The sequence below is a fragment of the Parafrankia discariae genome (assembly GCF_000373365.1).
Taxonomy (GTDB): domain Bacteria; phylum Actinomycetota; class Actinomycetes; order Frankiales; family Frankiaceae; genus Parafrankia; species Parafrankia discariae.
Map to the genome: position 1 here is coordinate 80,281 of NZ_KB891170.1, position 14,138 is coordinate 94,418.

Sequence of the window (14,138 nt, forward strand, 5' to 3'; positions counted from 1 at the left end):
CACCAGGGACAGCAACGCCAGGGACAGCAGCGCCGAGCACCTCGGCACCCGGGACAGGAACACCCAGGACCGCGACACCCGGGCCAGGAACACCCGGGACCGCCCGGCACAGCACAGCCCAGCGCAGGACGCCCAGGACAGGAAACGGTCGAAGGGGGATCCACACACCATGACCGGTACCGCCCGCCTCGACCCGGCCAGCCGGGCAGCCGCGCTGCGGCGCATGCGCGCCGAGCCGGTGGACGTCGTCGTGATCGGCGGCGGCGTCACCGGCGCCGGGGTGGCGCTCGACGCGGCCAGCCGTGGCCTGTCGGTGGCCCTGCTCGAGGCCCGCGACCTCGCCGCCGGGACGTCCAGCCGGTCGAGCAAGCTGATCCACGGTGGCCTGCGCTATCTGGAGCAGCTCAACGGGGCCCTCGTCCGCGAGGCGCTGCGCGAGCGGTCGCTGCTGCTGGAGACGATCGCCCCGCACCTCGTCCGGGCGATCCCGTTCCTGCTCCCGCTGACCCATCACGGCTGGGAACGCGCCTACATCGGCAGCGGCGTGCTGCTCTACGACACCCTCGGGCAGGGCATCGGGCGCATCGCCCCCCGGCCGGGCGGGGACGGTAGCGCCCCCCGCAGCGGGGGTGTTCCGCTGCACCGGCACCTGACCCGCAAGGCGGCGCTGCGCGAGTTCCCGTCGCTGCGCGCCGACGCGCTCGTCGGCGCCATCCAGTACTGGGACGGGCAGGTCGACGACGCCCGGCACACCATGTTCGTCGCCCGCACGGCAGCCCGCTACGGCGCGCTCGTCGCCACCAGCGCCCAGGTCACCGGGCTGGTGCGGGAGGGTGACCGGGTCGCCGGGGTGCGGGTGCGCGACCTGGAGAACGGGGTCGACCTGGAGGTCCGCGCCGCGCAGACGATCAACGCGGCCGGGGTGTGGACGGACGACATCCAGGCGATGGTCGGCGGGCGCGGGCAGCTCTCGGTGCGCGCGTCGAAGGGTGTCCACATCGTGGTCCCCCGCGACCGCATCCACGGCTCGACCGGGCTGATCCTGCGCACCGAGAAAAGTGTCCTGTTCGTGATCCCGTGGGGCAGCCACTGGATCGTCGGGACGACCGACACCGAGTGGAACCTCGACCTCGCGCACCCGGCCGCCAGCAGCGCGGACATCTCCTACCTGCTCGACACCGTCAACCGGGTGCTGCGCACGCCGCTGACCACCGAGGACATCACCGGCGTCTACGCCGGCCTGCGGCCGCTGCTGGCCGGCGAGTCGGAGGACACCTCCCAGCTGTCCCGGGAGCACGCCGTGGTCAGCCCGGTCGCCGGGCTCACCATGGTCGCCGGCGGCAAGTACACGACCTACCGGGTGATGGCGGCGGACGCCGTCGACGCGGCGACCGCCGGGATGAGCCGCTCGGTGCCGCCGTCGTGCACCGACCGCGTCCCGCTGCTCGGCGCGGACGGCTACCCGGCGCTGTGGAACGCCCGGGAGGGCCTGGCCCGCGCCTCCGGGCTGCACGTCGCCTGGGTGGAGCACCTGCTGCACCGGTACGGCACCCTCGTCGAGGAGCTGCTGGCGCTCGTCGCGGAGCGGGCCGAGCTCGGCCGCCCGCTGCTCGGCGCCCCGAAGTACCTGGCGGTCGAGGCCGTGTACGCGGCGTCCCACGAGGGCGCGCTGCACCTCGAGGACGTCCTGACCCGGCGGACCCGTATCTCGATCGAGACGGCCGACCGCGGCCTGGAGGCGGCCCCCCAGGTCGCCGAACTGATCGCCCCCGTCCTCGGCTGGAGCTCCGCCACCGTCGGGCGCGAGATCGATCACTACCGGGCCCGGGTCACCGCCGAGCTCGAGTCACAGCGGCAGGCCGACGACCACACCGCCGACGCGGCCAGGCTGGGCGCTCCCGACGTCCGCCCGGTCGTGCCGGAGGGCCGCGGCGCCGCCGCCCCGGCCTGATCCGAACGTCCCGGGGAGGTTTTGTTGACCTCGGGTAAGGAACGAGACGACCATGGAATTCATTCTCTGGCTGATCGCCGTCATCCTGGTGATCGCGGGCATCGTCTCCCTGGTCCGGGGCGCCATCCTGTACGGGATCGCGCTCATCGTCATCGGCCTGCTCGTCGGCCCCGGCGGTGTCTCGATCTTCACCTGACGGCGCCGAGCCAACCCGCCGCGGGCCCGGGTCCGGGCCCGCGGCGGGCCCGCCTGCCGGTCACAGGCCGTAGGCCTCCAGCAGGCGCAACCAGACCTCACTGACCGTGGGGAAGGACGGCACCGCGTGCCACAGATCTTCCAGCGGGACCGCCCCGACGATCGCGATGGCCGCGGCGTGCACCATCTCCTGCGTGTCGTGGCCGACGAACGTCGCCCCGACCAACACCCGGCGGGCGGTGTCCACCACGATCTGGGACGTCCCGACGGCCTCGGTGCCGCGCACCGACGACCCGGCCACCGACGCCGTCGGGACGGTGACGACGCGGACATCCAGACCGGCCGCCCGGGCCGCCGCCTCGGTTCGGCCGACGGCGCTCACCTGCGGATCGGTGAACGTGACCCGTGGGACGGCCCCCGGGTCGGCGCGGTCGGCGGCGGCCCGGCCCGCCGGGTCGAGGCGGCCGGTGATGGCGTCGGCCGCCACCCGCGCCTGGTACTTGCCCATGTGGGTGAGCAGCGCCCGGCCGTTGACGTCCCCGACGGCGTAGAGCCAGTCCCCGGCCACGCCGGTGGCCCGCATCCGGTCGTCGACCTCGACGAAGCCCCCCTCGGGCAGGCCGACCGCGGGCAGGCCGAGTTCGCCGGTGGCGGGCGTCCGCCCGACGGCGACCAGGATCTCGTCCGCGACGACGCGCTCGGGCCCGCCGACGCCGCTGCCACCGCTGCCACCGTCCAGGGTGACCACCACGGCCCCGCGCGGCGCGCCCGGCCCGGCGAGCTCACCCGATCCTGCCGGCGTGCCCGATCCTGCCGGCGTGCCCGCTGCCGGGGCCTCCCGGTGGACGGCCACGGCCCGTCGGCCGGTGTGGACCGTGATGCCCTCGGCCTCGAACGCCGCCCGCACCTCGTCGCCGGCGAACGGCTCCTCGTGCGCGAGCAGGCGGGGGCCGCCCTCGATGATGGTGACCTCCGCGCTGCCCAGGCGGCGGAACGCCTGCGCGAGCTCGGCGCCGACGGCGCCACCGCCGAGCACGGCGAGGCGGGCGGGCACCGCGCGGGCACCGGTCGCGGACCGGTTGTCCCACGGATCGGCTCCGGCGAGCCCGGGGACCGGCGGGACGGTGGCCCGCGTACCGGTCGCCAGGACGACCGCGCGGGCCGCGGTGAGGACCTCCTCCGCGCCGTCCGGCGCGCGCACCGCGACCCGACGTTCGCCGACCAGCCGGCCGGCCCCGCGCCGCACCACCACACCGCGCTCGCGCAGCCACGGGAGCTGGCCCGCGTCGGAGTACCCGCCGACCATCTCGTCGCGCCGGGCGAACGCCGCCGCGGCGTCGATCCCGCCGACGGCGGGCGCCGCCCCGGGGACGGCTCTGGCGGCCGCCAGGACCTCGCCGGGGCGCAGCAGCGTCTTGCTGGGGATGCAGCCCCAGTAGGAGCACTCCCCGCCGACCCGCTCGCGCTCGATCACCGTCACCGACAGGCCCGCCTCGGCGCACCGGCCGGCCACCACCTCGCCCGCCGGCCCGGCTCCGATCACGATCACGTCGGCCTCGCTGGCGCCCGTACCTCCGTCGGCGTCGTCGGACCTACTCATGGGCACACCTCTCCGCGTCGGGACCAGCGTCGCGAGGCACCATCTCACCTGCCCCGTTCCGCCTGAACGCCACCGCACCGGGTGGACCGCCCACCGGGCGTGACCGAGGACGCGACGAGGTGTCCCGGTGCCGACGGCAGGATGGAGCTCGAGGACCTCACCTTCGACCGGTCCGTGCAGGACCATCGGGAGTTCAGATGCAGCTCGGAATGATCGGACTCGGCCGGATGGGCGCGAACCTCGTCCGCCGGCTGATGCGCGACGGGCACGAATGTGTGGTCTACGACGTGAACCCCGAGACGGTGCGGTCACTGGCCGCCGAGGGCGCCGTGGGCGCCAACTCGCTGGCCGAGTTCGCGGCCGCGCTGAGCACCCCGCGGGCGGCCTGGGTCATGGTGCCGGCCGGTCTGACCGGCCAGACCGTCTTCGAGCTCGCGGAGCACTTCGAGGCCGGTGACATCATCATCGACGGCGGCAACTCCTACTACCGGGACGACGTCGACCGGGCCGCGAAGCTGGCCGAGCGCGGCCTGCACTATCTGGACGTCGGCACCTCAGGCGGCGTGTTCGGACTGGAGCGCGGCTACTGCCTGATGATCGGCGGCGAGCCGGAGGTGGCCGCCCGCCTCGAGCCGCTGTTCGAGACGATCGCGCCCGGCGTCGACACCGCGCCGCGGACCCCGGGCCGGACGGGCGAGATCGCCCAGGCCGAGAAGGGCTACCTCTACTGTGGCCCGAACGGGGCGGGCCACTTCGTCAAGATGATCCACAACGGGATCGAGTACGGCATGATGGCGGCCTTCGCCGAGGGCATGGGCATCCTGGAGAAGGCCGGCATCGGGCGCTCCGAGGCCGCCCTGCACGACGCCGAGACGGCACCGCTGGCCCATCCGGAGTACTACCAGTACGACTTCGACATCGCCTCCGTCGCCGAGGTGTGGCGGCGCGGCAGCGTGGTCAGCTCCTGGCTGCTGGACCTGACCGCCACCGCGCTCGCCGAGGACCCGAAGCTCACCGAGTTCGGCGGCCGGGTCTCCGACTCCGGCGAGGGCCGGTGGACGGTGCTGGCCGCGGTCGAGGAGGGCGTTCCGGCCCACGTGCTGACCGCTTCGCTCTTCGAGCGGTTCAGCTCGCGCGGCGAGTCGCTGTTCGCCGACAAGCTCCTGTCCGCGATGCGCAAGCAGTTCGGCGGCCACGCCGAGAAGAAGACGGAAGGCTAGGAGAAACCGTGGCGGTCGAGCGCGTCAGTGTGTCCACGCTCCGCACTCGACCGCCACGGTTGCGCTGGGCCACCACGGTTGCGCCGGACCCCCGTGGTTGCGCTGGTGGGCGGTTGTGCTGGTGGGGCTGCCGGCCGGAGCCCAGGTCCGGGCGAGCCCGGCCGGTGACGAGCCTTGGGCCGGACAGCGGACACCTGGCCTGGCTTGGCCCGGCCTGCGGACACCTCGGGCCGGACAGCGGACATCGCGGCCCGCTTCTGGCGCTCAGCTACTAGCCGTTTGGTTTCTTTCTCGCCGTTTCGGGGGCTTTTTCAGCGAAATCTCGCCCGAAAGGACGAGCGGGATGCCAAAAGGCGAGCAGGCCGCCCCGGCCCGCGAGAATTTCGTCCGATATACGTCATTCTGATCGCTGGCGACCGCCAGCACCCAGTGACGGCGGCCGGCGGCGGCCCGTGGCCCCCCGGCGACGCGGCCGGGATCACTGCTGGCCGGCGGACGCCTGCAGGCTTGCCCGGTCACCCATGATGATCATGGGATGACTGCTCGGGGCCAGCCAGTGCAGGACAGTCTCCATCGAGGCCTGCGGGAGGCTGACGCAGCCGCGCGTGGGCGTGTTGTGGTCCACGTGCAGCCAGATGTCCCCGCCGGCCGCGGCACCCAGCGGCCGGGTCGGGTCGGACGGCGGATGCCCCGGCAGCCGGTTGTAGTCGATCGCGACCACGTAGTTGAAGGCCTCCCCCATCGGGTCGCCCTCGTAGCCGCCGGCCTGGTAGAAGGACGGGCGGTACTCGTAGGGGAGCGCGGTGCCCGGGTCGGCGTAGCGGCCCCCGGCCGCGGTGAGGCTGAACACGCCCACCGGACTGCGCAGATCGCCCTCGACGTGGTCGTGGCTCCAGCCGTTGGCCCCGTTGCGGCCGGGGATCTCCGCGCCAACGGCCGTCCAGGGGGCGTCGGCGTCCGCGCGCTGCCAGAGCACGACGCGGTTCACGGTCGACGACTGGTCGGCGCCGGTCACGACGATGACCTGCCTGGTCGACGACGGGATCCGCGCCATCATGAGGTCGCCGACGCCGGGGATCACGCCGGCGGCCGGCCGCGCGCCCGGGGCGACGGCCTCGTGGCCACCGGAGGCCGTGGGCCCGGGGCTGTCGGCCGAGTCGGTGATGCGGTGCGGCGTGGCCACCTCCGGCCGCGTCGAAGTGGCGGGAACAACCCCGTCTCGAGCCTGCGCAGTCGTCGACATGTCCGGATCCTCCGCCGAGCCGGTCACGTGCAGTGCTCCGGCGGCGCCGACCACCAGCGTCGCGCCGACCGCGGCCATCCCGATCGCGACGGTCTGCGCGGTGGCACGGTCGCCGCGTACGCCGCGCGCGCTCCTGAGCCGGCGGTCCTCGGACCACCCGGACCTACGGTGTGTCGCCATTCCTCCGACTTCCAGGCCGAAGCCGCGCCTCTCCAGCCACCTCCGCGCCTCCCGCATCGCTTACCACCATCACATGCGCAAGGGCGGTGCTGTGCGGCAACACACCCGCAACATCGCGGACGTGCCGGTCGCACACGATACGGGCTCGCCGGGTGGGTGCCACGAACCACTCCGCCCACCGCGCCGCCCGCCACCAGCGCGGGCCCGACGCGGAGCCCGACGTGGAGGCCGACGTGGAGGCCAGTGCGGAGGTCGGCACGGAACCTGGTCACCGGGCGTGCCGGGGCCCACCGGCGAGCGGCGCGGGTGTCTGCGCGCGTTGCACACAGGTATCGGTCGGCATGCACGTTATCCACAGCCCGCCATTTCTCATGGACACAACGGATCAACAACAAGCATCGTCTATCCATGGCCCCCAGCCCAGGCCGATCCTCCTGGCGGAAGATCGCCGACCTGCAGTCCGGTGTCATCAGCGAGCGTGACGCGATCGCCGCCGGCGTCACCCGCGCCGAGATCCGCGCGCGGGTGGCCGACGGCACCTGGCGGCGGCCCGCGCACGGTGTCCTCGTCACCGCCGCCACCACCGCGCCACCGCGGGTGCAGCGGGCCTGGGCGGCACTGCTCGCCGGCGGGCCGAACGCGGTACTCGGCGGGTCCACGGCCGCCGCCCTCGACGGGCTCGTCGGCCACGACGACGAGGTCGTGACGGTGCTGGTCCCGCCCGGGCGCCGCGGTAGGCCCGTCGTGGGCGTCGCGTTCCGCCACACCGCGCGCCTGGCCCTGGCCGACGTCCACCGGGCTCGGCTCCCGCCGCGTACCGCGCCGGCCCGCTCGGTGGTCGACATGGCCGAGTGGTGCGGTGGGCGCGACGCCGCCCGCGTCGTGATCAGCGATGCGCTCCTGCAGGGCTTCGTCACCATCGAGGCGATGCACCGGGCGCTGGCGCGCCGCGGCCCGATCAGTCGACGCACCCTGATCGCCGACACCCTCGACGAGCTGGGCCACCGGACACCCCGGATGCTGAGCCTGCGGTACACGCAGCTCGAGGCGGCGTTCGGGCTGCCCGCCGGCCGGGTGCTGGCCCCTCCCACCCGCTCCCCCGACGCACCGACCGGCCGGCTGGACGTCTGGTACGGGCCGTGGCGGCTGCTCGTGCGGGTCGGGCAGCCCGGTCCGCGGCGACCCCGGACCGCCGGCCGGCGGATCCTCCCCATCGGGGTGGAGCAGCTCTGGCAGGCGCCGGCGGAGACGGCCGCGCTGGTCGCCGCGGCCCTGCGCGAGCAGGTTCCGGTCGAGGCCGCCGACCGGCCGGCCGCGCCACCCGGGCCAGGCGATCCCGCCGCGAAATGGCCCGAAACGGTACGTGACGAACATGGCGAAGCCGACCAAGGGGGTGGCGGAGGCCAGTCACCTGCCGTAGCGTCGTCGCAGATGCGGGAGCTTCCACCCTGGGAGGCTGAGAGGGCGGCCAGGCAACTGCCGGTGCCGCCGACCGCCTGAACCTGTCCGGGTAATTCCGGCGTAGGGAGTGATCAGGGTGGTGCGTCAGATCCGGCCGACGGATTCCGACAACACGGCTTCCGACAACACGACGACCGAGGCCGCCGGCAGCGGCAGCGGCAGCGGCAGCGGGGCGGAGGGCATCCTGGCTCGGCCGTTCCCCGGAAGCAGGAAGACCTACCTGGTCGGCTCCCGGCCCGACCTGCGGGTGCCGATGCGCGAGGTCGCACTGAGCACGGGCGACAGTCTGGTCCTCTATGACACCTCCGGGCCGTACACCGACCCGGGCTCCGGGGTCGACGTGCGACGCGGCCTGCCCGCGCTGCGGGCCGGCTGGATCGCCGCCCGCGGCGACACCGAGGAGATCGAGGGGCGGGCCGTCCAGCCCGCCGACGACGGGCGGCGGTCCGACGCGCCGGCCGGCGACGTCTTTCTCGGCTCCGGGCAGGCCCCGCGGCGGGCCGCCGCCGGCCGCGCGGTGACCCAGCTCGCCTACGCCCGGCGGGGTGAGATCACCGCCGAGATGGAGTTCGTCGCGCTGCGCGAGGGGCTCCCCCCCGAGCTGGTGCGCGACGAGATCGCCGCGGGCCGGGCGGTGCTGCCGGCCAACGTGAACCACCCCGAGAGCGAGCCGATGGCCATCGGCCGCAACCTCCTGGTGAAGATCAACGCCAACATCGGCAACTCCGCCGTCGCCTCCTCCATCGAGGAGGAGGTCGAGAAGATGGTGTGGTCGACCCGCTGGGGCGCCGACACCGTCATGGACCTCTCCACCGGGCGGAACATCCACACCACCCGGGAGTGGATCATCCGGAACTCGCCCGTCCCGATCGGGACGGTGCCGATCTACCAGGCGCTGGAGAAGGTCGGCGGCAAGGCCGAGGAGCTGACCTGGGAGGTCTACCGGGACACGGTGATCGAGCAGGCCGAGCAGGGTGTGGACTACATGACCGTCCACGCCGGGGTGCTGCTGCGCTACGTGCCGATGACCGCGCGGCGCAAGACCGGCATCGTCTCGCGCGGCGGCTCGATCCTGGCGGCGTGGTGCCTCGCCCACCATGAGGAGAACTTCCTCTACACGAACTTCGCCGAGCTCTGCGAGATCCTGCGGGCCTACGACGTCACCTTCTCCCTCGGTGACGGCCTGCGCCCCGGCTCCATCGCCGACGCGAACGACGCCGCGCAGCTCGCCGAGCTCGCGACACTGGGCGAACTGACGTCGGTCGCCTGGGAGCACGACGTCCAGGTGATGATCGAGGGGCCGGGCCACGTGCCCCTGCACAAGATCAAGGAAAACGTGGACCTGCAGCGCGAGCTGTGCCACGACGCGCCGTTCTACACCCTCGGCCCGCTCACCACCGACATCGCGCCCGGCTACGACCACATCACCTCGGCCATCGGCGCCGCGATGATCGGCTGGTACGGGACGGCGATGCTCTGCTACGTCACGCCCAAGGAGCACCTGGGCCTGCCGGACCGCGAGGACGTCAAGGCCGGGGTCATCGCCTACAAGATCGCAGCGCACGCGGCCGACCTGGCGAAGGGGCACCCGGGCGCCCAGGCCTGGGACGACGCGCTCTCGGACGCGCGGTTCGACTTCCGCTGGGACGACCAGTTCAACCTCTCGCTCGACCCGGAGACCGCGCGGGAGTACCACGACGAGACCCTGCCCGCGGCGCCCGCGAAGTCCGCGCACTTCTGCTCGATGTGCGGCCCGCACTTCTGCTCGATGCGGATCACCCAGGACGTCCGCAAGTACGCGGCCGAGCACGGCCTCGACACCGACGAGGCGGTGCAGGCCGGGCTGGCGGAGAAGTCCCGGGAGTTCGCCGAGCAGGGCGCCCGGATCTACCTGCCGCTCGCCGACCGCCAGACCCCCTGACCCGACGGCCGCGGGCCTCCCCCGACCAAACCCACGGCCGGGTGAGCCCCGCGGCCCGCACGCCAACCGACTACCGGCCTCAGCTCTCCTTGCGGGCCAGCACCCGGTAGGTGTTCGAGCGTTGCCCCTGGGTCTGCCAGGATCTGCTGGCCCGGTCCAGCACGGCGGCCAGCAGGAACGGGCCGATCGAGGCCAGCAGCAGCGGTACCCGCAGCAGTCGCGGTCCCGGCCCGCCGCGGGCCGGGTCCAGCCAGGGCCGGCGCCGCGGCGCCACCCGCTCGATGAGCAGGCCCAGCGCCCGGGTGAGGTCACCGGGGCGCAGCGCCGGCCCGAACTGGACGGCGACCGGGCGCAGCCCGCGGTCCTCCAACGCGGCGAGCAGGTTGTCGGCCGGGATGAAGTGCAGCCGGCGCGGCACGTCCCAGCCGGACCAGTAGGCCCGCAGCCGCCGCGCCGCCGGGCAGTCCACGTTCGGCAGCTCGATCATCAGGTATCCACCGGGGGCCAGCGCCTTGACGGCGCCGTCCAGCTCCTCCGACGGGTAGCGGGTCCGCTCGAGATAGCCGAACATGCTGATCACGTCGTAGCGGCCGGCGAGATCGTCCGCTACCTGGCTCAGCTCGCCGCGGTGGGCGGTGTCCACCCAGCCCCGCCGGTGGGCGTCGTCCACCGTGTCGGTGAGGTCGAGACCACCGAACACCGTGGCCGGCCAGTGGGCCCGGGCGACGTTGCAGAAGTGGCCGTAGCCGGTGCCGACGTCCAGCCAGGCCCGTGGGGTGGTGTATGGGCGGAGCAGCTCGGCCCGGGCCCGGTCGGCGGCGGCCGCGCGGGCCCGGGTGTGTTCCGCGATCTCGGCGGCGAAGCCGTCCCGCCAGTCGCGCTCGTAGTAGTCCTGCCCGTCCGGGGTGATCATCGGGTTGAGGAAGACGTGGCCGCAGGCCGCGCAGCCGTCGAGGCGGAACCGCCCGGGCTTGCCCATCTCCAGGTCCCGCGAGCGGACCCGGACCGCGAGTTCGACCGACCCGCACCAGGGGCACTCGGCGCTGGTCGCCTCGCGCAGCCGGCCGACGTGGCGGGCGCGGGCGGCGTACCAGGCGGCTGTCTCCTGCCGGCGGCGGCGCGCCTGCTCCTTCGCCGGGTCCGCGGGCAGCCCGGCGGCCTTCGCCCGGCGGCCGGCCCGGGCGGAGTGCACGATGAAGATCACAAGGCCGAGGATGCGGACGATCGGGCTGCGGATCAGGTCGCGGGGGGCGAGCGGAACCCGCCCGGCGCAGACGAAGAAGGGCTGGAACCAGAACAGCGCCGTCGCGACCAGCGCGACGTGATGGTTGATCTGGGCGCCGATGAAGGTCCCGATGTGCGGCGCGTACGGCATGTACAGACTCGCCGGGGTGCACGCGTAGGCCCGCTGCTGGACGCGTACCCGCATCGCGGCGTCGTCGCGCGCGGCCTGCAGCCCGGGAACGACGGCCAGGTCGGTGGCGGCCGGGGCGTGTCGTTTCAGCCGGGTCGTGATGTCGACCAGCTCGACCGGGCTGAATCCCTCCCGCTGGGTGATGCCGACCCGGTCCAGCAGGTCGGCGTGCGCCAGCAGGGCCTGGAAGGCACCCCGGCCGGGCGCCGAGCGGTCGGCCCGGTAGGTCCGGGTGTCGACCATCCGGGCCACGTCGAGCGCGCGTTCCACGGTGAGGTCGGCGGGGACGAGGTCGAGCACCAGCAGCCGCTCGCGGCGGGCGTGGTTGCTCGCCGCGCGCCGGGCCGCGTCGGAGAGCCGCACGCCCTCGGCCACAAGGAAGACGTGGGCGGGGTCCACCGGCCGACCCGACGCGGCGACGGTGTCCAGCCGGCGCAGCCGGCCGCGCAGTCGGATCCCGTTCAGGATGAGCCCGACGCTCACCAGCATGGGTAGCAGCAGCAGCACGACTCTCACACCCCAGCCGGTCGAACGCCCCGCGCCCCGGCCGTGGGCCCGGCACCGGCACCGGCACCGGGCACCGCTCCGGCGGCGGGCCCGACCCCGGCGGCAGCCCCGGCCCCGACAGCGGGCCCGCGGGCTGGTGATCCGCCGGGGCCGGGCCTACGGCAGCAGCTTCTCAATGTGGTCTGCGGCGGCCACGACACCGCCCGCCGCGCTGAACTCGTCCCGCAGCCGCCGCGCCGCGACCCGGTGGGACGGCTCGTCGAGCACGGTGCCGATCGCGGTGGCCAGCGTCGCCGGGGTCGAGCGCCCGAAGCGCACCCGCAGACCCGCCCCGGCCCGCACCACCTGCTCGCCGATGATCGGCTGGTCGTCCCGCACCGGCGCCACCACCAGCGGCACTCCCCGTGACAGAGCCTCACAGACCGTGTTGTTTCCCGCGTGGCACACTATCGCGTCCAGTTCGTCCATCAGGTCCACCTGCGGCACGAACGAGCGGACCAGCAGGTCGTCGGGAACCTGGCCGGCGAGGTCGTCCAGCGGGCCCGGCGGCGCGACGATCACGGCCTGCACCCGGTCGGACATCCCCACCAGGGCCTCCGCGGCCGCGCGCAGGAACCGCCCGCCGGCCTCCCGGGTCACCGTCCCGAGTGAGACGAGGACGGTGCGGCGGTCCCGGTCGAGCCATTCCCAGGGGAACTCCGGGGCCGACCGGCGCAGCCCGGCCGCGCAGCCGACGAACACGTGATGGGACGGATGGCTGGCGGTGCGCAGCAGCGAGGGCACCGAGCAGACCACGGTGAGGTCCTCGGAGAAGCGCAGGTCACCGCGCGCCGCCTCCTCCGCCGGGACGCCGTTCGCGACCTGGAAGTCCCGCAGCCGCTCCGACACCCAGTTCCCGACCCCGGCGAGCACCGCGTAGGGGTCGTCGAGCTCCGCCGAGGTGGTGGCGAGCGTGGCCCACCGGATGCCGCGCCGGCGGGCGATCATGGCGGCCCCGACCGCCTGCTGGTCGGCGACGATCACGTCCGGGCGCCACCGTTCGACGACGGCACCGACGTCGCGCGCCATCGAGGCGCCCAGCGGCAGCAGGAACTCCTCCCACAGGAACTTCAGCGACGCGGGCCCGCGCAGCGGCCGGGACCGTTCCTCCAGCTCGGCCCGCTGGTCGGCCGAGATCTCCCCCGGCAGCGCGATGAGTGGGATGGACGGCGGGACGAGCGGGCCGACGACGCTCGCGTGGCCGACCAGGGCCACCTCCTGCCCGCGGGCCGCCAGCTCGCCGGCGATGCCGACCGCCGGGTTCACGTGCCCGGTCAGCGGCGGCACGGCGAAGAGAACACGGCCCATCAAAGCCCCCGAAATCCCATTCGTCTCCCTTCCGGCGGTGAGTCAGCCGCGCCTTCGCGACCCGCACCGGTGACGGTCAGGCCTCGGCCGGCGAACCGGCCCGCGCCGCGGACAGCGACGTCGTGGGCTCGTCCCCGTTGTTGAGGTTCGGCGGCGGGATCATCTGCCGCACCCAGTCGGGGGTGTCGAACCCGGCACCGCGCACCTGGTGCGAGGGCATCGGCTCGGACCGCCGGAACAGCCACCACCGCAGCAGGTCACGCAGGTAGTCGGCCGCCTCCCGCAGCACCATGTGGGTGTGCTGCTCCAGGACGACCAGGGTGCAGTCCGGGACCAGCTCGGCGAGCCCCTCGGCCTGGTCGATGATGTCCGAGTTCGCCCCGTAGACGGCGAGCACCGGCATCGGCAGGCTGGCCAGCGCCTCCGGCGAGAACGGCGGGGTGGCCAGCATGTCCTCGGCGATCGTGGTCTCCTTCAGCAGCGCCTGCGAGGCGCGGGTGATCCGGGAGACCGCGCGGCCGGCGGAGTTCGCCAGCCACTCCTCCACCTCCTCGTCGGTGACGGCCGCGAGAACCTGGGTCAGCGAGCGGGCCATCTCCTCGCCGAGCCCCTCGATCAGGAACGGCGGCTCGATCAGGGTCAGGCTCGCCACCCGCTCCGGGCGGGCCAGGCCGAGCGCGAGGGTCAGCGTCGCGCCGTAGCTGTTGCCCACGACGTGCACGGGCCGGCGCACGTCGAGGGCGTCGAGCAGGCCTTCGAGGTCGGCCATCGAGTCGACCATCGTGTAACCGGTCGGGGTCCGCTCGCTGCGGCCATGGCCGCGCAGGTCGTAGCAGATGACGTCGCATCCCGCTCCGGCCAGGCAGTTGCCCAGCGCGAAGTAGAAGCTGGAGATGTTGTCCATCACCATTCCGTGCACCATCACCACGACCGGCGACTCGGGACCGGCCCCGCCCTTGGGCCCAAGCCTCTGCACATGCAGACGGACGCCGTTGGCGACGATCTCAGCCACGTGCTCTCTCCCTAGCTTCGTTCACGAAGGTTGCGCCCGCGGTGCGCCCCGCGCCGCGCGCGTAAGAGGTCCTCGTCGCCCCCCCGC

10 protein-coding genes are annotated in these 14,138 nt (G+C 73.9%); 5 read left to right on the forward strand and 5 right to left on the reverse strand.

Going from position 1 to position 14,138, the window contains the following annotated elements:
• Nucleotides 1-169: 169 nt before the first annotated feature.
• Together B056_RS0109395 and B056_RS43540 are read left to right on the forward strand one after the other, a co-directional pair.
• Entirely contained in the window at nucleotides 170-1,951 is a 1,782-nt protein-coding gene (locus B056_RS0109395) for a glycerol-3-phosphate dehydrogenase/oxidase (RefSeq protein WP_018501613.1), read from the forward strand.
• A gap of 52 nt (nucleotides 1,952-2,003) precedes the next feature.
• Nucleotides 2,004-2,147, forward strand: a complete 144-nt coding sequence (locus B056_RS43540) for a GPGG-motif small membrane protein (RefSeq protein WP_018501614.1) — start codon at nucleotides 2,004-2,006, stop codon at nucleotides 2,145-2,147.
• A gap of 60 nt (nucleotides 2,148-2,207) precedes the next feature.
• Here B056_RS43540 and B056_RS0109405 read toward each other — a convergent pair whose 3' ends face one another.
• Nucleotides 2,208-3,746, reverse strand: coding sequence for a dihydrolipoyl dehydrogenase family protein (locus tag B056_RS0109405; protein ID WP_035750962.1), 1,539 nt, complete (start codon nucleotides 3,744-3,746; stop codon nucleotides 2,208-2,210).
• A gap of 197 nt (nucleotides 3,747-3,943) precedes the next feature.
• Here B056_RS0109405 and gnd point away from each other — a divergent pair, with 197 nt between their 5' ends.
• On the forward strand, nucleotides 3,944-4,966 hold the full coding sequence (gene gnd, locus B056_RS0109415; protein ID WP_018501617.1) for a phosphogluconate dehydrogenase (NAD(+)-dependent, decarboxylating): 1,023 nt from the start codon (nucleotides 3,944-3,946) through the stop codon (nucleotides 4,964-4,966).
• A gap of 478 nt (nucleotides 4,967-5,444) precedes the next feature.
• Here gnd and B056_RS0109420 read toward each other — a convergent pair whose 3' ends face one another.
• Nucleotides 5,445-6,389, reverse strand: coding sequence for a transpeptidase (locus B056_RS0109420; protein ID WP_035750964.1), 945 nt, complete (start codon nucleotides 6,387-6,389; stop codon nucleotides 5,445-5,447).
• Nucleotides 6,390-6,797: 408 nt separating this feature from the next.
• On the opposite strand from B056_RS0109420, the gene B056_RS46370 reads away from it, so the two are divergent.
• Nucleotides 6,798-7,889: a hypothetical protein gene (locus B056_RS46370; RefSeq protein WP_018501619.1), complete on the forward strand. Its 1,092-nt coding sequence runs from the start codon at nucleotides 6,798-6,800 to the stop codon at nucleotides 7,887-7,889.
• Between the two features lie 40 nt (nucleotides 7,890-7,929).
• Nucleotides 7,930-9,771 (forward strand): phosphomethylpyrimidine synthase ThiC, encoded by a 1,842-nt coding sequence (thiC, locus tag B056_RS0109430; protein ID WP_020572414.1) that lies wholly within the window; start codon nucleotides 7,930-7,932, stop codon nucleotides 9,769-9,771.
• A gap of 79 nt (nucleotides 9,772-9,850) precedes the next feature.
• Here thiC and B056_RS0109435 read toward each other — a convergent pair whose 3' ends face one another.
• From B056_RS0109435 to B056_RS0109445, 3 genes are all read right to left on the reverse strand, one after another.
• The gene (locus B056_RS0109435; protein WP_018501621.1) at nucleotides 9,851-11,692 is read right to left on the reverse strand and encodes a class I SAM-dependent methyltransferase; all 1,842 of its coding nucleotides are present in this window, start codon (nucleotides 11,690-11,692) and stop codon (nucleotides 9,851-9,853) included.
• A 156-nt stretch (nucleotides 11,693-11,848) separates the two neighbouring features.
• Nucleotides 11,849-13,039: a glycosyltransferase gene (locus tag B056_RS0109440; protein ID WP_018501622.1), complete on the reverse strand. Its 1,191-nt coding sequence runs from the start codon at nucleotides 13,037-13,039 to the stop codon at nucleotides 11,849-11,851.
• 76 nt (nucleotides 13,040-13,115) lie between these two features.
• Nucleotides 13,116-14,051, reverse strand: a complete 936-nt coding sequence (locus B056_RS0109445; protein WP_018501623.1) for an alpha/beta fold hydrolase — start codon at nucleotides 14,049-14,051, stop codon at nucleotides 13,116-13,118.
• Nucleotides 14,052-14,138: the final 87 nt, after the last annotated feature.